A 25,332-nucleotide genomic window follows, 5' to 3' on the forward strand; every position below is an offset into this window, starting at 1 on the left:
TGCTATGGTGCGAAAATATGACCCATACCGTTTTATCTGCGAATCCTGCTCTGCGTCGTTCTGGTTTTTTCCTGTTCTTACTGCTGCTGACAGCGGCCAACTTGCGCACGCCTATTACCGCGGTTGGCCCGGTGCTGGAAAACATCCGTCTGACGTTTGGCTTGAGCGCCAGTGCGGCGGGCGTGATCAACTTCTTGCCGCTATTGATGTTCGCTACCTTAGCACCACCCGCAGCATGGTTCGGCAACCGTTTTGGTCTTGAGCGCAGTTTATGGGGCGCATTGCTGCTCATCACGCTGGGATCGATTCTGCGTATCAGCGGCAGTGAAAATGCGTTGTGGGTGGGAACGATCATCCTGAGCTCGGGGATTGCGGCGGCCAACGTGCTGCTGCCGCCGCTGATTAAGCGTGATTTCACCGAACACACCGCGCGATATGTTGGCTTGTACGCGATGACCATGGCGATCACCGCCAGCATTGCATCGGGCGTGGTGGTGCCGCTGGCTGAGCTGAGTCGCGCGGGTTGGCGACTCTCATTGGCGGTGTGGCTGATTCCGGCGATTATCGCTCTGTTGGCCTGGCTGCCTTATCTGAAAAAGCCTGCATCTCAGACAAATAACAGCGCCAATAGCACATCAACACGCTCACCGTGGCGCGCGGCCTTAGGCTGGCAGGTTTCGCTGTTTATGGCCTGCCAGTCGCTGGTGTTTTACACCTTGATCGGCTGGTTTACGCCTTTTGCGCAAGACAGCGGCATTAGCCAGCTGGAAGCGGGTGGCATGCTGTTTGTCTATCAAATTGTGGCCATCGTTTCGAACCTGGCCTGCATGAGCGCACTGAAAAAAATGCACGATCAGCGGACGATTGGTTTTCTCGCATCGCTATCGATTTTTATCGCCGTCGCGGGACTATTAATGGCACCGCAATACGCGCTGCTGTGGCTGATTCTGGCGGGACTGGGCGCCGGTGCATCAATGGTGATTTGCCTGTCGCTGTTTAATCTGCGCACCCATGATCATTTGCAGGCGTCGAAATTGTCGGGCATGGCACAGTGCGTTGGTTACGGATTAGCGGCGCTGGGCCCACTCTGTTTTGGCCTGCTGCATGATGTCAGCGGCAACTGGCAGTGGCCGCTGATGCTGCTATTGGTGATTGCGGGGTTGCAGATGATTGTGGCTACGCTGGCTGGGCGTGCGCGGGTTATTTAACCAGGAAATCGTCCAGCGTGGTGCGGGTCAGGGGATCTTGCTGGGTGGCGCTTAGCAGTGAATCAAGCAGACCCGGGAAACGGGCATCGAGATCGTCGCGCCGCAACGACAGCAGGTTTTCACGTCCAGAGGGTTTCTGCCAGATAATGCCGCCTTCGCGCAGCACGCGCCAGTGATGGGTCAACGTGGATTTGGAGACGCCTTTCAGCAGCGATCCGCAAGTATGTTCGCCGCCGTCCGCCAGAATGCTGATTACCGTCATGCGCATCGGGTTGCCCAACGCCGCCAGCACATTCTCCAGCCTGATTTCGTCGCGCTGTGGATGTTTTTCCAGCATGGCGTGCCTCTTAATAGTGGGTGAACCACGGATTATCAGGCAGGCAAGGCTCGATGTACAGAACACGGCGAGCGGTTGCCCGCCGTGAATTGACATTACTGGCTAAGGGTTTGCTTGAGTGCCGCAATTGAGGAGGTTACGCCCGCTTCCACCGACATGGTGAGATCTTCCATTTCCAGCGATACCCAGTCGTTGTAGCCCATCATGCGTACCACCGAGAAGAACTCTTTCCACCACTGCAGATCCTGGCCGCAACCAACGGCAACATAGTTCCAGGCGCGATTGGCGACATCTTCCACCGGTTTGGTTTCCAACAGACCGTTGATATCCACCAGCCCGCGCTCCAGACGCACATCTTTGCCGTGACAGTGATGAATCGCCGGGCCGAGCGCGCGCGCTGCCGCAATCGGGTCCGCGCCCATCCACAGCAGATGGCTGGGATCGAGGTTGAGTCCCACCATCTCACCCACCGCGTCGCGCAGACGGAACAAGGTTTCCGGATTCCACACCAGCATCGAACTGAAATTCTCCAGCGCGAATTTCTCCACGCCGCTCTCTTTAGCGCGTTGCACCAGCCCTAGCCAGTAAGGGATCGCCACTTCATTCCACTGATAATCGAGGCAGTTTTTCAAGGTCGGCGGCCAACTTACGGTGTAAGTGATCCAGTTTGGAATGGTGTCGTGCGGGCTGGCGGGCGGCAAGCCGCTCATCATGACGATTTTCTTCACCCCCAGTTCTCCGGCCAGCGCCAGCGCGTTTTCCGTATCGCGCTTATGTTTGTTGCCTAATTCGCCTGGATCGAGCGGATTACCCGACACATTCAGCGCCGCAATCGACATGCCGCGGCTCTCCAGCGCCTGCAACAACTGTTGACGCTGCGTGGCGCTGCCGAGCAACGCTTCGGTACGCAGATGCGGCGCTGGTGACCAGCCGCCGGTCGTCATCTCAACGCCGTAAACACCCAGCTCCAGCAACTTATCCAGCATCTGTTCAAACGGCAGATGACCCAGGCTATCGGTACAAAACGAAAGTTTCATGGCAGTCCTTATTCGTAGTTAACCCAGCTCGCGCCGTTGTCCGCAGAACGCACGCAGTTTTCGATCCAGCGCACACCTTCAATTCCGGCGTTAATATCGGGATAGATCAGGTTATCAAGCGTGGTTTGGTCGCCCTGTTGGGTGGCGTGGATGGCGATAGCAAATTTCAGATAGATATTGGCCCAGGATTCCGCCAGGCCTTCAGTGTGCAGCGCGCCCAGACGCTCATCGGCCAAGGCGCTTTCATGCAGGTACGGCATTCCGTGATGCATAATCTGATTCGGCTGGCCCTGCACTTCATATTTCAGCTCACCTGGGTTGTAGTCGCTCCACTCCAGACTGGCGCGCGAACCAATCACGCGAATACTTTGGCTATCCATCGAACCGGCATTGATCGATGAGGCCCACATGCGTCCTACCGCGCCGTTGTCGTAATGCATCAGCACCATGGCGTTATCTTCCAGAGGCGCACGCGACGGAATAAAGCTCTGGCGATCGCACAGCAGTGATTTCACTTTCAGTTCTGGCAGCACCAGTTGGGAGATGTAGAATGTATGCGTAGAGATATCGCCGAGCACAAACGACGGACCGGCAATCTTCGGATCGACGCGCCATTTTTGCGCTTCGCTGAATTTGTCGGCGCTGTCATTGGCGCTAAAGCCGTGGGTGTATTGCAGCTCCACCATGCGCACATCACCGATTTCGCCATTGGCGATCATCGCGCGCATCTGCATCAGCAGCGGATGGCCGGAGAAACCGTATGTCACGCCAACGATCAGCCCTTTTGCCGCCGCCAATGCTTTGATTTCCAGCGCTTCGGCGGTGGTGAAGAACAGCGGCTTTTCACAAATCACATGAATACCGGCATTCAATGCCGCTTTGGTGATCTCAAAATGGGTGCCGTTTGGTGTGGCGATGGAAACCACTTCAACGCCATCCGCACGCTTCGCCTCTTCGGCCAGCAACTGCTGATAAGTGGCGTAGCAGCGATCCGCATCGAGCCCTAAGTTGACACCAAAATCGCGACCACGCTCGGCGTCGATATCAAAGGCGCTGGCAACCATCTGGTACGCCGTGTTATCTCGCAACGCCCCGCAACGGTGTTTATAACCAACCTGGCTGAGACGGCCGCCACCGATCATGGCCCAGCGCAGTGGGCGTGGAATACTCTTTTCACCGATGAGCATAACAACTCCTGTTTATTTTGCACTCGGGTGCAAAATGGTTTGAGGTAAGAGATCAGAGATTAATTTTTAGCGTTTTACTTTTTTGCTACCGGGTGCAAAATAAGCTGCACACGACAGGTAAAAACGAGATTTGCTTTGTAGTGGTGAGCAAAATGTCAGCTAAGACGACTTTTTAGTCAATCTGGCAAAGTGCAAATCAGCGAAATCGATCACAAAAAGTTAATGAAATGCACCCGATTGCAAAAAACGTTGCAATCGGGTGCAAAGATCAAACATAATCGCAACATCCTAAAAACAGGGTTATTTGTCGCACTTTACGCCAATTGCGTGCGCTTAGGTGTTTATTTTCCGTTGGGTTTCACGTTCAATGCTGTGGGTCTCCGCTTTTTCCCCTATGCAGGTGCTATGAGTAAACCAACCGCAAAATCCCACAAAGCCACCGCCAGCGATGTGGCAAGACTGGCTGGCGTCTCGAAATGGACGGTATCGCGTGCCTTTACGCCCGGCGCGTCAATTTCCGAGAAAGCGCGCGAACGCGTAATCGCGATTGCCACCGAGCTGGGTTATCGCCCTAACCTGCTGGCCCGCAGCCTGTCGCAGAAGAAGACACAGATTATTGGCGTGGTGATCGACGAGCTTAAAAATCCGCACTCGATGCTGATGCTCGACACCGTCACCCGCCAGCTACAGCAGCGCGGCTACATGGCGCTGCTGCTGAATATTGGTAGCGGTGAAAACTACCGCGCGGTGCTGTCGCTGGCCGATCAGCTGCAGGTCGATGGCATGCTGTTTCTCGGCACGGTGCTGAGTGATGAGCTGGTCGCCGTGGCGCGTGAAATGCACCACATTCCGCTGGTGCAGGTGTGCCGTAACAATGACGAGCCGGATATTGAAGTGGTCAATATCGATGGCTTGCAGGCGGGCAAACAGCTGGGCGAACTGCTGCTGGCGCAAGGTTATACGCGCATCGGGTACATGATGGGCCCGGCCACCAGCAGCCATCACACGCTGCGTTTGGAAGGTCTGCAACTTGCGCTGAACCAAGCTGGCCTGGCGCTGGAAGTGCTACTCACCGCCGGTGAATACGCCCGCGAACGCAGCTACGCGGCGTTGACTGAGTATCTCAACGCGCACGCGCCCGATCAGCGGGTTGAAGCGCTGTTTTGCGAAAACGATGTGCTGGCGCTCGGCGCGCTGGCGGCCTTACGCGAAGGTGCAGGCAACAAATTCATGGCGGTGGTGGGTTTCGATGACATCGATGAAGCCAGCTTGCCCAGCTGGCAGCTCACCACTTTCAGTCAGCGTATTGATTTGATCATCACTGAAGCCCTGAACCGGTTGATTGATGAACGTGCCACTCCGGGTGGCGTTTGGTCTCAGGGAGAATTGCGTATTCGACGCTCTCACCTGAAGCCGTGAGGTAACAAGGAGGAGAGATGAAGTTGTCGTTGCATGGCGTGTCTGTTTGGTACAGCAATGCCGTCACTCAGTTACGCATCGCCCATGAGACTGGCTTTAGCGGGCTGGAGATCCTGCCAGAACATCTTTATCGCTATCTGGATAACGGTGGCAGCTATGCTGCCTACCGCGATCTGATGGCGAAATACAGCGTCGATATTACCTGCATCAATGCGCTGAAACGTATTGGCCGCCATGAGCCGGAAGCGCGAGCTGAGCTGCTGCGCGAAGCGGAAAAAATCTGCCAGGCCGCGGTGGAACTGCGTTGTACGGTGGTGCAAATCATGGCGCTGACCGAACTCGATCACCTTTCCGCCGCCGAGCGTGATGCCATCCTGCTGAAGAATATCTCCGCCATCGCCGATATCGGCGCACCGCACGGCATCAAATTCCAGATTGAAGTCGTCGCCTTTACCGCGTTCAATTCGCTGCAACACGCGCTGGATCTGATTAAACAGAGCGGCAAAGACAATCTTGGCGTGGTGGTGGATTTCTGGCACCTGCATGCCGGCGGCGGCACCACGCCTGCTGAAGTGGCGCGCATGGATAAAGATCTGATTTACGGCGTGCATTTCTGCGATGGCCGCGCGGCCAAGCCGGGTGAAGCCTGGGATGAGTGGGTACAGCGCGACTACGCACCAGGCCAGGGCGATGTGGATATTGCCGCCTGGGTGGCGGCGGTAAAAGCTACCGGCTACGACGGCGTTTGGTCACCGGAATTATTAAGCCCGCAAAACTGGGAAGACGATTTGTGGGATATTTCCCGTCACTGCTATGAAGATATGAATAAATATATTCATTGACACAAAGGGAGCCCGATAAACGGGTTTCCCGTAAATACGGTCACCATAAATGGCGACCGTATATTTACCCTACCTCTGAAAAAAACAATAACGAACGCAGATTCGTCGCTAGCGCCTGCGCGCTATTTGCGCACGGTCATTGCGTCTGAAATATCTGAACGTCGTGCTCTGTCAATATTCATCTGTTGAAGTTTAAGGGATAAAAAGTATGAACCGAAGAGAAGCGCTCTTTTCGCTCAGTGGAATTGTGGCATCCCTCGCTGTCGCGCCGCAGCTACGGGCGAAAGAGCTGCACAATGTCCCGCTGGAAACCCAACTCAGCACCGATCACCTGCCGCAACCGGCATGGCAAGATGGTTATCAGGTGCTCACCAATCCGCTGGATCGCCAGAATCTGGCAGCCATCTTTGACCGCCTAATCCCCGCCGATGACCTTGGCCCGTCCGCCAGTGAAGCGGGCGCGATTGAGTTCCTCGATAACCAGTTAGCCGGTGATTATGGCTCTGGCGCGGCGCTCTATTTGCAGGCGCCGCTGCATCCGGAAAATGAAGCGGCATTGATGGGCAGCCCGCAATTTCTTACCCCGCCAAAAGCGCGCTATTTAACCGGCTTAGCCGCGCTGGAAAAGTGGGCGCAGCAACAGCATCAGGCTTCATTACATACCTTATCAGCTGAACAGATCGATACATTCCTGACAGCAATGGAAGACGGCAAGATCGATTTAGGAAAAGACGTGAATAGCCAGGCGCTGTTTGAATTAATGCTGCAAAACGCGCGCGAAAGCTATTTAGCGGATCCGATTTATGGCGGAAATAAAAATATGGTGGGTTGGAAGATGATCGGTTTTCCCGGCGCACGCTATGACTATCGCCCTTATATCGAACGCCGCAACGAAAATCTGGCGCTTATTCCCGTCAGCCTCATTCCTAACGATTAAATATCCGGAGCTGAGTCAATGTCATTAGTAAGAAATAAAGCTGACGTGGTCATCGTCGGCTTAGGTTGGGCCGGTTCGGTGATGGCGGAAGAGCTTACCCGCGCGGGACTTAACGTGGTCGCCATTGAACGCGGTGCCTGGCGCGATACTTCGACCGATTTCCCGGTCGCCATTGATGCCGATGAACTGCGTTTCCACACGCGCCGCAAAATCCTGCAGCCGATGAGCGTGGAAACCACCACCTTCCGCAACCGCAGCGATCAGCTGGCGGCACCGGTGCGTAACTGGTCAGCGTTTCAGTTTGGCTGGAACGTTGGCGGTGCAGGCACGCACTGGGCCGGCATGTCATGGCGCTTTACGCCGTGGGATTTTGAAGTGGCGAAGCAAACCCGCGAACGTTACGGCGCGCAGAAGATGCAGGGTTTGCAGCTGCAGGATTGGGGCGTGACCTACGACGAAATGGCGCCGTTCTACGATCGCTTCGAGCGTATTGCGGGCACTTCCGGTATCGCGGGCAATCTTAATGGCCAGCCGCAAAAAGGCGGCAATATCTTCGAAGGCCCGCGTTCACGCGACTATCCAACCCCGCCGCTGAAAGATACGCACTGGATGAGCAAGTATCGCAAAACCACCGAAAGCATGGGGTATCACCCGTTCACGGTGCCGGCCGGTAATCTGTCGCAAGCTTATGTCAATCCGCTCGGCGTCAGCATGGGTCCGTGCACCTATTGCGGCTTCTGCGACTTCCACGGCTGCGGCAACTTCTCCAAGTCATCGCCGCAAGCGTGCATTCTGCCGGTACTGATGCGACGTCCAAATTTCACGCTGCTGACCGAAACGGAAGTGTTGCACGCCGTAAAGCATGACGACGGTAAAACGGTGAAAGGTGTGAAATTTATCACCCAGGATGGCGTGGAGGGCTTCCAGCCGGCGGATATCGTCTGCATCACCGCTTATCAGATGGATAACGTGCGTCTGATGCTGCTCTCCGGCGTGGGCGAACAATACGATCCGCTGACCGGTCGCGGCACCATTGGCCGTAACTACAACTATCAAACCTGCTCCAGCGTCACCGGCTTCTTCGATAACGAATTTATGAACCCGTTCATCGGCGGCGGCGCATTGGCGGTGCAGATTGATGACTTCAACGGCGATAACTTCGACCACAGCGATCTCGATTTCATCGGCGGCGCGGGCATCATGGGCTTCTCCACCAACGGTCGTCCAATTCAGAACATGAACGGCCTGCGTCCCGGCACCAAACGCTGGGGCAGCGAGTGGAAAGCGGGCTACAAGCGCGATTACCAAACCGCCGGTACCATCTTCTGTCAGGGCACCTCGATGCCGATGCGCGAAGCCTATCTCGATCTCGATCCCAACTACAAAGATCGTCACGGCCAGCCGCTGATCCGCACCACATTCGACTGGAACCAGAACGATGTGCGCATGGCGAAATTCGTTACCGATCGCGCCATCGACATCATGAAAGAGACCGGCGGCCAGCATATCGTGGTGGATAACCAGGCGGAGAAGAGCTGGAATCCGTACCAGCAGCACAGCTCGCACACCATTGGTGGCGCGGTGATGGGCAGCGATCCCAGCACCTCCGCACTCAATCCCTATCTGCAAAGCTGGGATGCGCACAACCTGTTTGTGGTCGGCGCATCCGCCTTCCCGAACAACGGTGGTTATAACCCGACCATCACCATTGGTGCGCTGGCGGTGCGTGCTGCACAAGCGATCCACCAGAAGTACATCCATAATCCGGCACCGCTGGTGGGGGCGTAATCATGGCGAAAGCAAAGAAAATTACCTACACGCTCGCCGCATTGGCGGTGATTGCGGGCATCGCGGCGTCGGGCCGTTTGTGGGTGGTGTTAGACAGCGCGCGCTCAAACGTTGCCGACGACAACGTGCAGTTGGCCGATTTCCACAGCAATGACGATGCCGCTATTAAACGCGGTGAGTACGTGATGCGCCTCGCCGACTGTGCCGCCTGTCACAATGCGGACTTCTCCGGCGGCTACACAATCGATACGCCTTTTGGCGCGCTGCAAACCTCGAACATTTCACCAGACCGTGAAACCGGCATCGGCAACATGACCGAGCGCGATTTCTTTAACGCGGTGCGTCAGGGACGCGGCGAACACGGCTTCCTCTATCCGGCGATGCCGTACACCGCTTATACACAGATGAGCGATGATGATATGCACGATCTTTGGGCCTATTTTTCGGCACAAAAACCGGTGCACAACGCCATCGATGAAAATGCGGGCATGAATTTCCCCTACAACATTCGCCTGGCAATGGCTGGCTGGAACCTGTTGTTCTTCGATAACAGCGCGTTCAAGCAGCAAACCGCGCAGAATGATGAGTGGAATCGCGGCAAGTATATTGTTGATGGTCCGGCGCACTGCAGCGTCTGTCACACCGCGCGCAACGCGCTGGGCGGCGAAATCAGTAGCCAATATCTGCAAGGTGGCAATCTGGGAAGCTGGTACGCGCCGGATATTACGCCGAATCCTCATGCTGGCATTGGCAAATGGAGCGACGCGCAGATCGCTGACTACCTGAAAACCGGTTCGAACGGTGCAAGCGTGGCGGCGGGTCCAATGGCCGAAGCGGTCGAGCACTCGACGCAATATTTTAACGATCGTGATTTGCACGCTATCGCCACTTACCTGCGCAGCTTACCGGCTTCTTCCACGCCGCAAGCCGCCGGATTCGTGATGGATAAAACGCGTCACGATCGGGCCGCCCTGCGCTATGAAGTGGATTGCTCGGCGTGCCACGGTTTGTCGGGTGAAGGTATCACCGGCATGGTGCCCGCCTTTGCGGGCAATGGTGCGATGCAGAACGATCCCACCAACATGATCCACGCCTTGCTAGACGGTGCACGCGCGCCGCACACCGCAGGCCGCCCAACGTCCGCGGGCATGCCAGCATTCTCCTGGAAGCTTAACGATCAGCAGATGGCCGATGTGCTGAACTACGTGAGGAATTCGTGGGGTAATCAGGCTGCCGAGGTGAAAGCTAGCCAGGTCGCCGATCTGCGCAAAACCACCGGCGCCGGCGATAAGCTGAAAGTCCCGGCAATGAAATAGCGTTTGTTTACCGTAGGGTCGCCATTCATGGCGACCTTTTTATCGGTTTCCTCGATCAACGCAGCAGCTGGGCAATCCCCCACAGCGCTAACGCATGATCGTGTTCAGACGGTAAACCGCTGATGGTAACTGCGCCGATGATTGCGCCCTGAGAAGTGAGCAGCGGGAAAGAACCACCGTGATCGGTGTAATCTTCCTGGCGGATATTACGTTGCTGCGCCATACGCTCGCCCTTCTGCTCGTTCAAAAGCCCCACATACATCGAAGAGTGGCTGGTCAGCAACACGGTATTACGCTTACGGCGCATCCATTCCAGGTTTTCCGGGGCGGATCCTGGCAACGCCGCCAAAAACAGCACCTGCCCAAATGCAAAGACTTCGATAGCCACAGGCGCATTGTCCTCACGCGCGCGCTGCTGGATGCTTTGGCCGATTTGCCACGCTAAATCGAAATCAAACTGCGGTAAACGATGCTCAGCTTCCTGCTGCAACAGGGTTTCAAGGGATGGCAGCGATGACATGATAGAATTCTCTCAATTTGAAATAAATTTTCCATATTTTATATCATGGAATATAATTTTCACACGTGATGAGCTTCTCACTTCACATTTCGCTAACCGGAATCGCGCCATAATGCACCGCGAGCCACACTGTTGGGCCGCTGCTGTCCGTCCAGTTGACGCGATGGCGGCAGCCAGCGGGAATCTCGACAAAATCGCCGACCTGCAAGTGACGCTCCTGCGCTTCCCCTTCCAGCTGCAATCCTGCCGATCCTTGTAAAACGATTACCCATTCCCCTTGCGTCTGGCAGTACCAGAAATCGGGCGGACTGGCTTGTCCATATGAAACGATGCGTTCGATATGCAGATTGGGCTGCGTCAGCAGCGCTTCAAACGTCTCTTCACTGCCATTTCGTGCTGAAGTGGGGAAATCGCGAAACAGGTTAATTATCATCGCGCGGGCTCGACATTTAATGAAATCAGCTCGCACTGTAACGCAGGCTTCACCCAGAAGGCTCACAGAATTTTGCGCCGCCGATTGACTCGCTGCACGCAAATCACCATCATCCTGGCCACCAATGGCTACACGGAGCGTAAAGGTGTCGGAACTCAGTAATGCATTGCTAGAAGAGATTGTCAGCGAAGTTCGCCCGCTCACCCAGCAGGGAAAAGTGGCGGATTACATTCCGGCGCTGGCCGACGTGGATGCCGATCAGCTCGGCATCGCCATTTGCACGCCCGACGGACGCTGTTTTCAGGCGGGCGATGCCACGACGCGCTTCTCCATCCAGTCGATCTCCAAAGTGTTGTCGCTCAGCGTGGCGCTCACCTTGTATGAAGATGGCGAAATCTGGCAGCGCGTCGGTAAAGAGCCGTCCGGCCAGGCGTTTAACTCGCTGGTGCAGCTGGAGCTGGAACAGGGCAAACCACGTAATCCGTTTATCAATGCCGGTGCGCTGGTGATGTGCGATCTGCTGGAAAGCCGCCTGACCGCGCCGCGCCAGCGCATGCTGGAAATTGTGCGCCGTCTGGCGCAGCAAAATGACATCCATTACGACCGCGTCGTCGCGCGCTCCGAATACGAACATTCGGCACGCAACGCTGCAATCGCCTGGTTGATGAAATCCTTCGGCAACTTCCATAACGATGTCAGCAAAGTGATGGAAACTTATTTTCATTACTGCTCGCTGGCGATGAGTTGCGAAGAACTGGCGCGCACCTTCCTTTATCTCGCCAATCATGGCAGCACGCAGGATGATGAATCGGCGGTGATCTCACCGCGCCAGGCACGTCAGGTAAATGCGTTGATGATGACCAGCGGCATGTACGATGGTGCCGGGGAATTCGCCTGGCGCGTGGGCATGCCGGCGAAATCGGGCGTCGGCGGCGGCATTGTCGCGGTGATCCCCGGTGACATGAGTATCGCCGTCTGGTCGCCCGCGCTGGATCATTCGGGCAACTCTTTAGCAGGCACCGCGCTGCTGGAAAAACTCACCGAGCGATTGGGAAGATCAATATTCTAAAGCGCCCGGGAACTACGGATTTCCACCACCGCACAAGCCGTAGCGGCGCGATTTATCGCGCAATAGATTGCCGCTGTATCCAGGTGCGCATGAATGCGCACCCTACGAAAAACCCGCAAAATACCTGTAGGGTCGCCATTCATGGCGACCGCCCCACATTAACCTGCATCACGCAATAAACGTCATTCACTGCCACATGCTTACCCTTATGTTTCCTCTCTGTTTTTATCAGGTTGCATTTACGTTAACAGCCGCATCTCTTTAAGTGACTATTTTCAAAAGGTGCGAATTTTTTCTTAAATAGCCTCTATTTTTTTAACCCATCAACGTCAATCGCGTTACACTTCCGCCTCATTTACGGAATCATCCACTAGCAACCATGACGTTTACACACCACTTCCGCCAGCGTTTGACTGCCTGCGTCGCCATTGTGGCGGTGCTGCTGCTGTTCGTCGCGCCGATTGTGTCGAAAACGTTGATGGAGCGTCAAAGCCAGCTGCTGGCGATGCCGCAGCACAGCATGATGGATATCTCAATGAGCCATCATGAAATGATGATGGCGGATATGCCGATGCCCGGCATGAGCCACCACATGATGGACGACGGCGAGTTTGCCTGTGGCTATTGTGATCTGCTGGTGCATGTCCCGCTCCTGATGTGGGTGTTTATTCCGTTTATCTGGCTGATCATGGTGATCTCGCGCGCCCCGCCGCTGCCCCACGTGGTTGCGCCGATTGTGCGTCGCGTTAGCAGCATTCATCGTCCGCGCGCCCCGCCTGCACCGCTTTCCTGCTGACCTCATTTATTGCAGCGCACGCTCAGCTTGAGCGATGTGCTAAGACAATTTCTTTTTGGAAGGAAGACGGCTTTGTCTGCTGCTCACTCTGCAGCACCGCGCGGCGCGGTGCTTAATTTGCTACGTCGCTTACATTTTTATATTGGTCTGTTTGTCGCCCCGTTCATCTTTGTTGCGGCGCTCAGCGGCACGCTTTATGTGTTGACGCCCCAGCTGGAAAACCTGATTTATGCCGATGCGCTAACCGCCGAACCTCAAGGCAACGCGCAGCCGCTGTCCGCACAAATCAGCGCGGCACGCGCCTATGCGGGCGAAAATCAGCACATCTACGCGGTGCGTCCTGCGCCGGGCGCAACGGATACCACGCGCGTGCAGTTCAGCGACGCCACGCTCGGTGCGTCACTGTCGCGCGCGGTGTTTATCGATCCCTACAGCCTGAAAGTGAAAGGCGATATGCCGGTTTACGGCACCAGCGGCGTGTTGCCGCTGCGCACCACCATCGACTTACTGCACAGCAGTTTGCTGCTCGGCGATTTCGGTCGTAATTACAGTGAACTGGCGGCGTCATGGCTGTGGGTGGCAGCACTGGGCGGCGTGGTGCTGTGGCTGGGAACGCGTCCGAAACGTAAGCTGAAACAGCCGCGCAGCGGTTTTGCCTTCAGCCGCCACTGGCACATTACGCTCGGTCTGACGCTGGCAATCGGTTTGGTGTTCTTCTCGGTGACCGGCCTGACGTGGTCGCAGTGGGCGGGCGGCAATATCGATCGCATGCGTACCGAACTGAACTGGCTGACGCCACAGGTGAATACCTCGCTCAACAGCGATGCGCCTGCTGCACCGGCCGATCCGCACGCCGATCACATGCCGGATAGGGATATGTCGGGCATGAGTATGCCGATGTCTTCGATGACCAAACCAACGGCAGCGCCCGCCAAACCGGCGCGCAATAACGCCGCCGATGCCGACTGGGATCGCGTGCTGAATGCGGCGCGTCAGGATGGACTGAGCGCGGCGAAGCTCGAACTGCGTCAGCCGAAAAGCGCAGATAAAGCGTGGGCGGTGACGGAGATCGATCGCAGCTGGCCTACGCGAGTCGATGCGGTGTCAGTAAATCCGCAGGATTTTAGCGTGGTGGATCACGTCTACTTTGCCCGTTTCCCGCTAGTGGCGAAGCTGACGCGCTGGGGCGTGGATGCGCATATGGGCGTGTTGTTTGGTTTGCCTAATCAGCTGCTGCTGGCGTTCTTTGGCCTCGGTTTATGCAGCATGATCGTGTTCGGTTATCGCATGTGGTGGATTCGTCGGCCAAAAGATGTCGACGCGAATCCGGCACAAACCCTGACCGAAACCTGGATGGCGTTACCGCATTACGCCAAAGTCGCCTGGTTAATGGTGGCGCTGGCGCTGGGTTATGCGCTACCGGTGATGGGCGCGAGTTTGCTGGCGTTCCTGCTGCTGGACATCCTGCGCTGGCGCAAACAGCAACGCGCACCGCTCGATGAAGCCGCGCTGTTGGCTTCACAGCAATCTCCGCTGGGCATTATTCGCGCGCGATTTGCCGTGAAGCGTAAAGAGATGCGCTACTTTCTGCGCGGTTTGTTTATCCTGGCGCTGATTGTCGGCACGGTGATGAGCAATGCGATTATCGGCGGCGTTATCGATCAATATGGCATTCCGTTCAGCCATTGGTCGCTGACCATGTACATCACGCAGGGCTTTATGATTGCGTTGTATACCACGGTATTTACCGCGTTGACGTCGATTCCGCTGTGGTACTTCTTCCTCGGCGAAAAGGATGATCGGGGATAAGAGCGCGTAGGGTCGCCATTCATGGCGACCTTATTACCAACCGCACCGTCCTTAAAAATCGGCCTTCAACACCACGCGATAATTGGCTTTCCCGGCGCGCAGATGTTCCAGCGCGTCATTCACCTGCGACATCGGGAACTCTTCCACCTGCGGCGCGATATCGCTGCGCGATGCCAGTTTCAGCAAGGCGCGCTGCTGTGCCGGTGAACCAGTAGACGATCCGGTTAACGAGCGATCGCCGACAATCAAACTGAACGCCGGCACTTCAAACGGTTTCATCACCGCGCCAACGGTGTGGAACGTGCCTTTGCGCGCCAGCGCCTGATAATACGGCTTCCAGTCCAAATCCACCGCCACGGTGCTGAAAATCAAATCAAACTGCCCCACCAGCGCACTAAGCGCCTGCGGATCGCGGCTGTTGACTACGCGATCGGCACCCATCGCTTTAATCGAATCGGTTTTCGCCGCCGAAGAACTGAATGCGGTTACGTGCGCGCCCATGGCCCGCAACAGTTTGATCGCCATATGCCCCAATCCGCCAATGCCGTGACGCCCACGCGGCTAGTGGCCGAGATATTATGCATCAGCAGCGGCTTGAACACGGTGATACTGCCGCATAGCAGCGGTCCGGAGGTGGCGATATCCATCGCGTCCGGCAACGGAATCACCCATTGCCAGTTGGCGCGCAAGTGGCTGGCAAACCGGCCGTTATTATTGATGGTGGAGGTTTTTCCGTTTTCGCAGTTGACCTTAACGCCTTCGATACATGCATCGCAGTGATGGCAGCTTTTCGCCGTCCAGCCAATGCCCACGCGCTGCCCGACTTTCAGCCCTTTATTCTGCGACGTATCACCCAGCGCGACGACGCGACCAATCACTTCATGGCCGGCAATTAAGGGATAGCGCGAGCCGCCCCATTCGTTATCAATCATCGACAAATCGGAATGGCAGACGCCGCAATAATCCACCTCAACCTGTACATCTTCCGCGGCCAGTGGACCGGCATCGTATTCGTAAGGCACCAGCGCCTCACCCGCTTGCAGAGCGGCATAGCTGGAAATCTTCATCGCTGTCCTCGGTGAGTTTGATTTGACGACAGCAGTTTACCAAAGCATTACGTCATATAATGCTGATTGATCAGGGGATTAAGTGAGTGAATGCTGTTTTTATTGAATGCGAAAACCATCAATTTTGTTCTACAGGCAATAATTAAATCCCAACGTAATTATGCTGAGATTGAATTACTATCTTGCAAAAATATTTACATTTAAGTTTTCTACTGTTGTGCCGCTATCTTAGTAAGGATAACAATTTTTGAGAGAGATGAAATGGCACCGTCCTATACTATAAAAGTACCAACAATTCATGGCGATATGCTGATCAACAGATTTGATATAAATCAAACTAATGCCATTGTAAAAACAGGTGCGGCGTTAGACTATCAGCAAATTGATGTGGCACAAAAGATATGTTATTTAGCGGGTGAAGGAAGCGTAATGCTTGATATTGGTGCAAATTTTGGTGCCTATGCATTAAGTTGTGCCAAAACCTTAAAAGAAAAAGGAGGAGCAGTTCACGCCTTTGAGGGGCAGCGAATTCTGGCATATATGATTTGTGGTTCGACCGTATTAAATAGCATTGAAAACCTATTTGTACATCATAACTGCGTTGGGGATTCTCATGAAGACATTCCGATACCAAAATTTGATTATAGCCAGCTTATGAATTTTGGAAGCATCGAATTTGGAGACTCTCAAAATGAAGAACTTCACCAAAAGAGATCTACATCTCATGAAGTTGTTCAACAAGTAAAAATTGATGATTTTAGTTTTGAGAAAGTTTGCTTCATAAAAATAGATGTTGAGGGTATGGAATCCCAGGTTTTAACTGGGGCAAAAAAAACCATCGGACATAGCCTACCAGTATTGCAAATAGAAGTTTTGAAATCTGACCTGAGCGTGATTATTAGCCAAATAAAAGAAATATCACCAAATTACATAATATGTCAGTATGGGCCATATGACATATTGTGCTTTACAGAAGATAAAATGTCAGCACTTGGCATAAATAAAAATAATATTGATATTTTAGGGTAAATTCATTCATTTTAAATTCTGATGCAATTTTTCATCACCGTGATACTGATACACCGGAAAATTTCATTACCCATTAAGCAATGATAAACCGAATAGAACTCTTGCGGTTAATCGCGAAACAAATTGCAGAATGTCCCGCGAGTGGTGTGTTGTTGGATAAACGGTGCATGGTCTTATGCACCGTTTTAATCATGGCGAAAAATCAGAAATCAGCTTTCAACACCACGCGGTAATTGGCTTTACCCGCGCGTACGTGCTCCAGCGCTTCATTGATTTTAGACATCGGGAACTCTTCCACCTGCGGTGCGATATCCGCACGCGATGCCAGTTTCATCAGTGAACGTAGCTGGCCTGGCGAACCGGTAGAGGAACCGGTCACCGCGCGATCGCCCATAATCAGGCTGAACGCCGGCACTTCAAACGGCTTCATTACTGCGCCGACGGTGTGGAATTTACCGTGCGGAGCCAGCGCCTGGAAGTACGGTGCCCAGTCGAGATCCACCGCCACTGTGCTGATGATCAAATCAAACTGACCGGCCAGCGCATTCAGCGCCTGCGGGTCGCGGCTGTTAACTACGCGGTCCGCGCCCATCGCTTTGATTGACTCGGTTTTGCTGGCGTTGGAGCTGAATGCCGTCACTTCGGCACCCATCGCACGCAGCAATTTAATCGCCATGTGGCCCAGGCCGCCGATGCCGATCACGCCGACACGGCTGGTGGCGGTGACATGATGCATTAACAGCGGTTTAAACACGGTGATGCCGCCACACAGCAGCGGACCCGCCGAGGTGTAATCCATCGCTTCCGGCAGCGGGATCACCCATTGCCAGTCGGCGCGCAGATGGCTGGCAAAACCGCCTTTGTTCATGATGGTTGGCACCGAACCGTTTTCACAGTTAACGTGCTCGCCATTGATACAGGCATTACAGTGCTGGCAGCTTTTCGCCGTCCAGCCGATGCCCACGCGCTGGCCCACTTTCAAGCCTTTATTCTGCGCCGCGTCGCCTAACGCGCTGATGCGACCAATTACTTCGTGGCCGGCAATCACCGGGAACGAGGAGATGCCCCACTCGTTATCAATCATCGACAAATCTGAGTGACAAACACCGCAGTAATCGACCTCAACCTGCACCTCTTCAGCAGCCAGTTCACCGGCTTCATACTCATGAGGCACCAGCGCTTCACCCGCGTTCAAGGCGGCATAACTTTTGATTTTCATTACTGTCCTCTGTATCCACGTTTTTGACAGGGCAAGTCTAGCAGAGCGTGTTTCCCGCTCTTGACCATTAATCCGTCACTTAGCCGCTTTAACCTGATTAAACCGCTGAAAAGCATCAAGGGTTAAAGCGGATCGTGATTAAGCGGCGTGCGGTACGCGACGCGCGCCTCTTCAATCAGTTGGCTGGCGGTCACCGTGGGCGGCAAGCGCGTCAGCACTTTGCTCGCTTGCCAGTAACACAACACCATGAGTTCATCGGATTCGCTTTCCGCCATCTCCAGCAGCCGCTCGCGCAGAGCGGGAACGTCCAGCGTTTGGTGTTCATCCATTAACTCGGCAATGGTTTCATTGAGAACCTGATGAATGATTTTCCAGGAGAGATTGGCAAACACATTGAACCTCGATGCTCTTGACGTTTGGCTCCAGGCAAATGAATCAAAAATGCTACAAGTAAGAAGATTGAAACAGGATTAACTATAGCCGCTTATTTTCTGTGCAAAGCCGTTGCAGGCTGAGTTTCTTGTAGCTCGCGGATCTATAAAACGATTTTTCTTTCGCTACATTTGCAGCAATCGAATGGCCTTGTAACAAAAAAGCACAAGCCCGCGCTGGCTGTCCGTCCAGGGCTTTGCCAAAGTAAGGCAACTTTTATCGCTGCAACAGGGAATTACCATGAGCCAATCCACCGCATTACACGCCGATCCGCTGGTTTGGGGCCACGGCCCAAAAGTGTTCGAAGTGTTTCTGGAACCTACCTGCCCGTTCTCCGTGCGCGCATTCAACAAGCTAGACGCGCTGCTGCAACTGGTGGGCGAAGAGAAGATGACGTTAAAAATCCGTTTGCAATCACAGCCGTGGCATATGTATTCCGGCGTGATTGTGCGCTACATCCTTGCCGCCTCAACCTTGCCGGAAGGCAAAGCAGCGGCCAAACAGGTGCTGCAGGCGGTGGCGGATCATCGTGAAGAGTTCGAGTTTACCGATCATAGCCACGGCCCGAATATGGATGCCACGCCGAATCAGATTCTCGATCGTCTGGAGCAATACAGCGGCGTTAACGCGCGCGAACCCTTCCTGCGTGCCGAGCTGCAGAATGAGATTAAATGGCACAGCAAATACTCGCGGCAAAACGGTATCCACGTTTCACCAACCTTCATCACCAACGGTTTGGTACAGCTGGATATCGGCAGCGGCGACGAGATCGAATCCTGGGCGAAACGCATCCTCGCTTAACGCTTCGGCCCGTTGCGGCGGGCCTTTAGTATGATTTCGCAATAGATTTTCGCTTGCGCTGCTTATTTCAATTTCGATAATCGCTATCTACCTAATTATATAGCGAGAAAGTGAATGCGATTTACTCACCTCACCGCGCTGCTGCTGACTGCCAGCGCGGGCGTTAGCTGGCATGCACAAGCGGATTCCGATATCCGCGTAACTTATGCCGGTTCCATGGGCAAAGTGATGGACCAATCATTAGGTCCAGCCTTTGCTAAACAAAATAACGGCAGGTATGAAGGCCAGGGTCAGGGCGCTTATGGCATGGCGCGTTTGCTGGCGAGCAAGAAAATCACCGCCGATGTGTTTGTTTCAATCACGCCGGGGCCGATGCAGATCCTGAAAGACGCCGGATTGATTGATGATGCGATTCCGGTGGCGAGTACCAGCATGGTGGTGGCGTACAGCCCGAAAGGAAAATACGCGCAGCAGTTCGCGCAGGCCAAAGGCAGCGATGCCAGCTGGTTAAATGTGCTGGCAACGCCGGGCATTAAGTTTGGTCGCACCGATCCGATCAACGATCCGAAAGGTCAAAACATCATCTTTACCCTGTTGCTGGCAGAGAAGTATTATCAGCAGCCGGGCATCGCCTACAAAATTATGGGCGGCTATCAAAATTCGGCGCAAACCCATCTGGAGGGCGGCCTGCTGACGCGGCTGGAGAGCGGCCAGGTTGATGCTGCAGCAGGTTACGAGAGCGAAGTGATCTCCGCGCATCTGCCGTATGTGGCACTGCCCGAAGAGATTAATCTGAGCAATCCGGCGATGGCAAAACAGTGGTACGACACGGTGAGTTTCAGCGTGAAAGACAGCACGGGCAACGACAAAGTGCTGCACACCCAGCCGCTGGTTTACTATGCCGCGGTGTTGAAAAACGCCCCGCACGGCGCCGCAACTGGCAAAGCCTTTGTTGATTTTATGCTGAGTCAGCCGGGTCAGGCGCTGTTTAAACAGAATGGCTATGCCGCGCCGAAAGGCAGTTCGATCTACCGCTAATGAAAACCCGTCACGCCACCGCGCTGTGGCTGTCACTACCGGCATTATTGTTGCTGGCGGTGCCTTTTCTCACGCTGATTGGCGTCACCAACTGGCAGCATCTGCAGCTGGCGTGGGGCGATGGCAATGCTATCGCCACGTCGCTAGGTTTGGGGGTGATCGCGCTGTTGCTGATTTTTGTCAGTGGATTGCCGCTGGCGTGGTGGCTGTCGCAGGCACGCGGTCAGGCACGGTTGATTGTCGAACTGCTGGTGATGATCCCGTTGCTGACGCCGCCGCTGGCAATGGGGATTTTGTTGGTGAGCGCTTACGGGCCGTATAGTTTGCCGGGCGAGTTGTTGGGGAAGTTTGGCTGGACGCTGGTCAACAATCCGGCCGCGTTTATTCTCGCGCAATGGTACGGTGCGTTGCCCTACTTCGTCACCACCGCGCGTTCCGCGTTTGCCGCTGTGCCGAAGGATATTCTGGAAGCGGGCCGCACGTTGGGTGCATCGCCGTGGCAACGTTTCTGGCGTTTGTCGATTCCGCTTGCCGCGCCGGGACTGGCAACGGCCAGCGCACTGGCGTGGGCGCGTGCCATGGGCGAGTTTGGCATCGTGATGATCTTCGCTTATTTCCCACAGGGCATTCCGGTTCAGCTGTATAACAATCTGCAAAATAACGGCATTGATGCAGTGTATGTGCTGCTTTGGTTGCTGCTGCTGTTTACCTTGCCGATGCCGCTGATCTGTTTTGCACTGTCGCGCCGCATGTAACCAGATCGCGCGAGGTTTTCGTAGGGTGCGCATTTATGCGCACCTGGTCGCCATGAATGGCGACCCTACATGACTTTCAGCGCATCCATCGCGCAGGCTTCATCCAGATGGCCGCCTGGTGCGCCGCCGATGCCGATTGCGCCAATCACCTGATCGCCGCTTTTCACCGGTACACCGCCCGCCAGCAGCAGGAAGCCTGGGATATCACGCATGTTCTGCGCACCAGCATTATTCTGCGCGGCTTCCATCACTTTACCGCTCGGGTTTTTGGTGCTCAGCGCGGTGTAGGCTTTCATCTGGCTGGCTTCAACGGTGTGCGGACCGGCGTTATCCATGCGCTGCACCGCTTTCACTACACCAGCACGATCCACCACGGTTACCGTGACGTTGTAGTTTTTCGCCGCACACGACTGAATCGCGGCGCTCGCCAGCTTCTGTGCGTCAGCCAGTGACAGGTTGGATTCGGTTAATGCAGCGTGGCTGCCGAAGGATACAAAGGCCGCCGCAGCGGCAATCAGAGAAAGGCGGATGTTCATGTGTCACTCCTGTTTAATAGTGAGTGACACTGTAAAGCGCGGCGGGCAAAAGAAATATTCGGACGATTACTCGTTCGGCCTGGTAGTTATACCTGGTTCAACTGCTGCCAGGCGTGAATCAACTGTGCGAGATTATTGAGCTCCAGCTTGGCAAACACCGCTGCGCGATGCGCTTCCACGGTGCGCGGCGAAAGTGATAAATCACGCGCGATCTCTTTACTGGTTTGCCCGGCAATTATCAACTGCATCACTTCATTTTCACGCGCCGATAACAGCGCAAACCGCGCCTGCAAACCCTGCTGCGACTGCCAGCGATCGGCTCGCTGTTCACTTTCATTGAATGCCAGATGAATGGTTTCTAATAGCGGTTCTATGTCCAGCGGCTTGGTATAGAACTCGAACGCGCCCTGACGAAATGCGCGACGACAGGCATCAATGGTGCCGTGACCGGTCATGATGATCACCGGCAGCAACGGATGGCGATCGCCCTGCTCCGCCAGCCAGCTCAGACCGCTAATGCCCGGCATGCGCACATCCAACAGCAAGCAGCCGCGCAGCGGCTGCTGCGCCTGCGTTGCCGCTTCAAATGCGGCCAAATCGGCAAAATCTGCCACGTCGTAATCCAGCGTCTTAAGCAGAAAACCGAGCGATTCACGCACGGATAAATCATCATCCACTAACCAAACCTTTGCGACCATTCCGTTACTCCGCCAGTTGGAAAATTAAGGTAATCTCCGCGCCACCTGCAGCGCGATTTGCCAGCCGCAGCTGGCCGTTCATGCGTAACATCAGGCTCTCGACCAGCGTCATGCCTAATCCCATGCTGTTGGCGCGCGAGCTGTAAAACGGCATGCAAGCCTGCGCTAATCCTTCCGCCGAGAAGCCGGGGCCGTTATCGCTAATGATGATTTTGATGCCGTGAGGAATATGCTCAGATGCAATGTTCACCCACGCATCGGGACGTCCTTGCTGCATGTGGATGGCGTTTTGCAACAGGTTGTGGAACACCTGTTCCAGCCATTGGGGATCGCTCAATACCTTTGCCTGACCGTGCTGCCACTGCTGACGCAACATGACATCGCCATCATCCAGTTCCTGTTGCAGCAGCACCGTCACGCGCCGCCAGACGGCTTCAGGATTCACGGCGGTCATCGCCACCGGACGTTCGCTCACGATGTCGCGAAAGCGTTGCAGCAACGCCGCGAGGCGCTCGGTTTGCAGGTTCATCGCAGTGAGCGCCTGCGGCAGATTCTCGTACTTGCCCTGTTTCAGCAGCAGCTGACTGCTGTGCAGCCAGGTGTTGATGGCCGTCAGCGGCTGATTGATTTCATGAATGATGCCAGCGGTAAACTCGCCCAGCGCTTCACGTCGGGTACGCTGGAAATAGTCGGCGCGCAGACGCATCTCCACATGCTGACGCCAGTGACGCAGCAGCCACCAGCCCAATCCACCAATAACCAGCCACAGCAGCAGCGCCAGGGAAAATGGCAGTGCATGCAGCGCACGCCAGTCAGGATTGGCGCTACCTTTCAGCAGGAATGGCTGATAGTGATTGATGAACGGCCGCTGCCATTGCCAGCGCGCGGTGTCCGAATAGTTCGCTGTCTGCATGGCGGGCGGTGCGTGGATATGAAAAGCCAGCGCCAGCGCTACATCCGAGGTTTGCAGGGCAAAATGCAAATCAATCAGCATGCGAATCTGGCGGTAAGGATTGTAGAGCCAATAGCGCCCGCCGCTGATCTCCTCAATACGTGGCGCGGTTAACGGACGATTTACGGTGTGTTCCAGCAGGACAAGCTGCGGGAATTTGCTCTGCAAAGCAGCGAGTTCTTCATCGCCATTCAGCAGCGGCAGCAGCGTTTCGTTTTGCGTTTGGTAGGCGGCGAGGCGATTAAATTGTTGATTAAATTGCGCCTCGCTGACGCGCTGCTGCTGCAAAATTTGATCGGCAAATAACGCTATCAAGGTGATCAGCGTTAACAGTAGCCAGACCAGCCAATACCTTTTCATCCATGGTCGGTAAGTGTGCGGCATAGAGTTCCGTGGTTATGCAGTAAAGAAATACTCCATCGAAGGAGGCCTAACTAAAGTCAAACGTTGTAACCCGCGCCGTATTGGGATTCAACGACTTTTCCCGGTCGGCTCGTGTTTTCAGAAGTGTGCCTGGCGCGCGGTCGCTGCGATTCGGACCAACAGATGCAACAGTAATGGCGTTAATTACGAGGAAATTAAGGGAACACATAAGGTGCACCAGCTCGTCATGGAGCTGGTGCAAACAGAAAGGATGCTGTTATTAACTATTCCGATTTAAGTGACTGCTCACAAACGCGCGACAGCGCGCGGAGATGGGATCGCTGAACACTTGCTGCGGCGAACCGGCTTCTTCAATCTTGCCCTGATGCAAAAACACCGCTTTGTTCGAGACATCGCGTGCGAAGCCCATTTCGTGCGTGACGATGATCATGGTGCGCCCCTCTTCCGCCAGGCTGCGAATCACGCGCAACACTTCGCCCACCAGCTCGGGGTCAAGCGCGGAAGTCGGCTCATCAAACAGAATCGCTTTCGGCTGCTGCGCCAGCGCACGGGCAATCGCCACGCGCTGTTGCTGACCACCCGAAAGTTGCGATGGCCACGCGTTACGCTTTTCGTACAAACCCACTTTTTGCAGCAGCGCTTCGGCCTCTTCAATCGCCTCTTTAATGCTGCGCTTCTGCACATGAATCGGCGCTTCGATGATGTTTTGCAGAACGGTTTTGTGCGGCCACAGGTTGAAACTCTGGAAGACAAATCCGAGCTGCATACGCATCAGCTTGATACGGCGCTGCTGCTCTCGGCTTAGCTTCTCATCGGGATTATCGATAGTGACCACTTCGTCACCCACCGCAATTTCCCCGCCCTGTGGCACTTCTAAAAACGGAATGCAGCGCAATAAGGTACTTTTGCCGGAGCCGCTGGCACCAATCAGCGAAATCACGTCGCCATCCTGCGCCGTCAGGCTGATATCGTGCAGCACTTCGTGCCCGCTATAACTTTTTCTGAGATGACTCAGGGCGATAGTGGGTTTACTCATGGACGTGCTCCAACGTGATAAGGGGACAAACGGCGCTCCAGCAGCGCCACCGCTTTACTCACCATCACGGTCAGTAGCAGATAGATTATCGCCGCGCTGATAAACACCTCCAGCGCGCGAAAGGTCTCAGAGACGATTGAATCCGCGATGCCGGTCATCTCCATCAAACTGATGGTGCTGACCAGCGAGGTCGATTTGATCATCGAGATAATTTCATTGCTGTAAGCCGGTAATGCCTGACGCACCGCCAGCGGCAGCGTAATGCGGCGCAGCGTGGTGAAGCGCGACATGCCGCTCACTTTGGCGGCTTCCAGCGACTGCACGCTCACTGCGTTTAGCCCGCCGCGCAGAATCTCCGAGGTGTAAGCCGCATCGTTAAGAATTAATGCAATCAAACCGCACCAGTAAGGATCGCGCAGCAGCGGCCACAGCACGCTTTCGCGCACCGCCGGCAAGCTACCAAGGCCGTAATAGATCATGAAGATCTGAATCAGCAGCGGCGTGCCGCGAAACACCCAGACATAAAAGCGCGTAACGTAGCTACCAAAGCGGTTCTGCCGCAGTAGATTGAGCAGCAGCGCCAATACGCCGCCGCCTAACAGCGATAACAGCGCCAGATTCAGCGTCAGCGGCAGGCCGCGCAGCAGTGCAGCTAAGGTGTGCTGCAGGAAAGTGACATCCATCGTG

General features: G+C 55.0%; 25 protein-coding genes and 1 pseudogene. 13 read left to right on the top strand and 13 right to left on the bottom strand.

What is annotated here, in order from left to right; genetic code table 11:
* Positions 1-17 precede the first annotated feature (17 nt).
* The gene (locus K5Y32_RS11555) at positions 18-1,208 is read left to right on the top strand and encodes an MFS transporter (protein WP_222183906.1); all 1,191 of its coding nucleotides are present in this window, start codon (positions 18-20) and stop codon (positions 1,206-1,208) included.
* Here K5Y32_RS11555 and K5Y32_RS11560 read toward each other — a convergent pair.
* From K5Y32_RS11560 to K5Y32_RS11570, 3 genes are all read right to left on the bottom strand, one after another.
* Positions 1,201-1,545, bottom strand: coding sequence for a helix-turn-helix transcriptional regulator (locus K5Y32_RS11560; protein WP_222183907.1), 345 nt, complete (start codon positions 1,543-1,545; stop codon positions 1,201-1,203). The genes K5Y32_RS11555 and K5Y32_RS11560 overlap by 8 nt on opposite strands.
* 95 nt (positions 1,546-1,640) lie before the next feature.
* The gene (locus K5Y32_RS11565; protein WP_101761122.1) at positions 1,641-2,582 is read right to left on the bottom strand and encodes a sugar phosphate isomerase/epimerase; all 942 of its coding nucleotides are present in this window, start codon (positions 2,580-2,582) and stop codon (positions 1,641-1,643) included.
* An 8-nt stretch (positions 2,583-2,590) separates the two neighbouring features.
* Entirely contained in the window at positions 2,591-3,769 is a 1,179-nt protein-coding gene (locus tag K5Y32_RS11570) for a Gfo/Idh/MocA family protein (protein ID WP_176972035.1), read from the bottom strand.
* Positions 3,770-4,174: 405 nt separating this feature from the next.
* On the opposite strand from K5Y32_RS11570, the gene K5Y32_RS11575 reads away from it, so the two are divergent.
* From K5Y32_RS11575 to K5Y32_RS11595, 5 genes are all read left to right on the top strand, one after another.
* Positions 4,175-5,188, top strand: coding sequence for a LacI family DNA-binding transcriptional regulator (locus K5Y32_RS11575; RefSeq protein WP_110867234.1), 1,014 nt, complete (start codon positions 4,175-4,177; stop codon positions 5,186-5,188).
* 17 nt (positions 5,189-5,205) lie between these two features.
* Positions 5,206-6,030: a sugar phosphate isomerase/epimerase gene (locus tag K5Y32_RS11580; RefSeq protein WP_222183908.1), complete on the top strand. Its 825-nt coding sequence runs from the start codon at positions 5,206-5,208 to the stop codon at positions 6,028-6,030.
* Positions 6,031-6,238: 208 nt separating this feature from the next.
* Positions 6,239-6,967 (top strand): gluconate 2-dehydrogenase subunit 3 family protein, encoded by a 729-nt coding sequence (locus K5Y32_RS11585; RefSeq protein ID WP_137387185.1) that lies wholly within the window; start codon positions 6,239-6,241, stop codon positions 6,965-6,967.
* An 18-nt stretch (positions 6,968-6,985) separates the two neighbouring features.
* Positions 6,986-8,755 carry a GMC family oxidoreductase gene (locus K5Y32_RS11590; RefSeq protein WP_222183909.1) on the top strand — a complete coding sequence of 590 codons (1,770 nt, stop codon included), beginning with the start codon at positions 6,986-6,988 and terminating at the stop codon, positions 8,753-8,755.
* 2 nt (positions 8,756-8,757) lie between these two features.
* Positions 8,758-10,071, top strand: coding sequence for a cytochrome c (locus K5Y32_RS11595; protein ID WP_222183910.1), 1,314 nt, complete (start codon positions 8,758-8,760; stop codon positions 10,069-10,071).
* 55 nt (positions 10,072-10,126) lie between these two features.
* Here the strand turns inward: K5Y32_RS11595 and K5Y32_RS11600 are convergent, their stop codons facing one another.
* Both K5Y32_RS11600 and K5Y32_RS11605 read right to left on the bottom strand, forming a co-directional pair.
* Complete coding sequence (locus K5Y32_RS11600) at positions 10,127-10,591, bottom strand: heme-degrading domain-containing protein (RefSeq protein ID WP_222183912.1); 465 nt, start codon at positions 10,589-10,591, stop codon at positions 10,127-10,129.
* Positions 10,592-10,673: 82 nt separating this feature from the next.
* Complete coding sequence (locus K5Y32_RS11605; RefSeq protein WP_222183914.1) at positions 10,674-11,024, bottom strand: cupin domain-containing protein; 351 nt, start codon at positions 11,022-11,024, stop codon at positions 10,674-10,676.
* 145 nt (positions 11,025-11,169) lie between these two features.
* On the opposite strand from K5Y32_RS11605, the gene glsB reads away from it, so the two are divergent.
* The 3 genes from glsB (at position 11,170) to K5Y32_RS11620 (ending at position 14,698) form a co-directional block, all read left to right on the top strand.
* Positions 11,170-12,093 carry a glutaminase B gene (glsB, locus tag K5Y32_RS11610; RefSeq protein WP_222183916.1) on the top strand — a complete coding sequence of 308 codons (924 nt, stop codon included), beginning with the start codon at positions 11,170-11,172 and terminating at the stop codon, positions 12,091-12,093.
* Positions 12,094-12,472: 379 nt separating this feature from the next.
* Positions 12,473-12,889 (top strand): DUF2946 domain-containing protein, encoded by a 417-nt coding sequence (locus K5Y32_RS11615; RefSeq protein ID WP_222183918.1) that lies wholly within the window; start codon positions 12,473-12,475, stop codon positions 12,887-12,889.
* A 72-nt stretch (positions 12,890-12,961) separates the two neighbouring features.
* A complete protein-coding gene (locus K5Y32_RS11620) occupies positions 12,962-14,698 on the top strand; it encodes a DUF2534 family protein (RefSeq protein ID WP_222183920.1) in 1,737 nt (578 codons plus the stop codon).
* A gap of 51 nt (positions 14,699-14,749) precedes the next feature.
* Here K5Y32_RS11620 and K5Y32_RS11625 read toward each other — a convergent pair.
* Positions 14,750-15,765, bottom strand: a pseudogene (locus K5Y32_RS11625) (NAD(P)-dependent alcohol dehydrogenase).
* 261 nt (positions 15,766-16,026) lie between these two features.
* Here K5Y32_RS11625 and K5Y32_RS11630 point away from each other — a divergent pair.
* A complete protein-coding gene (locus tag K5Y32_RS11630) occupies positions 16,027-16,794 on the top strand; it encodes an FkbM family methyltransferase (RefSeq protein ID WP_222183922.1) in 768 nt (255 codons plus the stop codon).
* 202 nt (positions 16,795-16,996) lie between these two features.
* On the opposite strand, the gene K5Y32_RS11635 is transcribed toward K5Y32_RS11630, so the two are convergent.
* Both K5Y32_RS11635 and K5Y32_RS11640 read right to left on the bottom strand, forming a co-directional pair.
* Positions 16,997-18,013 carry an NAD(P)-dependent alcohol dehydrogenase gene (locus K5Y32_RS11635; protein ID WP_222183925.1) on the bottom strand — a complete coding sequence of 339 codons (1,017 nt, stop codon included), beginning with the start codon at positions 18,011-18,013 and terminating at the stop codon, positions 16,997-16,999.
* Between the two features lie 122 nt (positions 18,014-18,135).
* The gene (locus K5Y32_RS11640) at positions 18,136-18,405 is read right to left on the bottom strand and encodes a hypothetical protein (protein WP_222183927.1); all 270 of its coding nucleotides are present in this window, start codon (positions 18,403-18,405) and stop codon (positions 18,136-18,138) included.
* Between the two features lie 280 nt (positions 18,406-18,685).
* Here K5Y32_RS11640 and K5Y32_RS11645 point away from each other — a divergent pair, with 280 nt between their 5' ends.
* From K5Y32_RS11645 to K5Y32_RS11655, 3 genes are all read left to right on the top strand, one after another.
* Positions 18,686-19,246, top strand: coding sequence for a thioredoxin (locus tag K5Y32_RS11645; protein WP_222183929.1), 561 nt, complete (start codon positions 18,686-18,688; stop codon positions 19,244-19,246).
* 114 nt (positions 19,247-19,360) lie between these two features.
* On the top strand, positions 19,361-20,284 hold the full coding sequence (locus K5Y32_RS11650; protein ID WP_222183931.1) for an extracellular solute-binding protein: 924 nt from the start codon (positions 19,361-19,363) through the stop codon (positions 20,282-20,284).
* Positions 20,284-21,039: a molybdenum ABC transporter permease gene (locus K5Y32_RS11655; RefSeq protein ID WP_222183933.1), complete on the top strand. Its 756-nt coding sequence runs from the start codon at positions 20,284-20,286 to the stop codon at positions 21,037-21,039. Before K5Y32_RS11650 ends, K5Y32_RS11655 begins: the two co-directional genes overlap by 1 nt.
* Positions 21,040-21,104: 65 nt before the next feature.
* Here K5Y32_RS11655 and K5Y32_RS11660 read toward each other — a convergent pair whose 3' ends face one another.
* The 5 genes from K5Y32_RS11660 to K5Y32_RS11680 all read right to left on the bottom strand — a co-directional run bounded on the left by K5Y32_RS11660 (position 21,105) and on the right by K5Y32_RS11680 (position 25,328).
* Complete coding sequence (locus K5Y32_RS11660; RefSeq protein ID WP_222183935.1) at positions 21,105-21,575, bottom strand: heme-binding protein; 471 nt, start codon at positions 21,573-21,575, stop codon at positions 21,105-21,107.
* An 86-nt stretch (positions 21,576-21,661) separates the two neighbouring features.
* Entirely contained in the window at positions 21,662-22,273 is a 612-nt protein-coding gene (locus K5Y32_RS11665) for a response regulator transcription factor (RefSeq protein WP_222183937.1), read from the bottom strand.
* 4 nt (positions 22,274-22,277) lie between these two features.
* Entirely contained in the window at positions 22,278-23,609 is a 1,332-nt protein-coding gene (locus tag K5Y32_RS11670; protein ID WP_222183939.1) for a sensor histidine kinase, read from the bottom strand.
* Positions 23,610-23,868: 259 nt separating this feature from the next.
* Positions 23,869-24,645 (bottom strand): ABC transporter ATP-binding protein, encoded by a 777-nt coding sequence (locus K5Y32_RS11675; RefSeq protein ID WP_222183941.1) that lies wholly within the window; start codon positions 24,643-24,645, stop codon positions 23,869-23,871.
* Positions 24,642-25,328: an ABC transporter permease gene (locus K5Y32_RS11680; protein ID WP_222183943.1), complete on the bottom strand. Its 687-nt coding sequence runs from the start codon at positions 25,326-25,328 to the stop codon at positions 24,642-24,644. Before K5Y32_RS11680 ends, K5Y32_RS11675 begins: the two co-directional genes overlap by 4 nt.
* Positions 25,329-25,332 lie beyond the last annotated feature (4 nt).

Source organism: Pantoea sp. DY-15, assembly GCF_019795935.1.
Classification (GTDB): domain Bacteria; phylum Pseudomonadota; class Gammaproteobacteria; order Enterobacterales; family Enterobacteriaceae; genus Pantoea; species Pantoea leporis.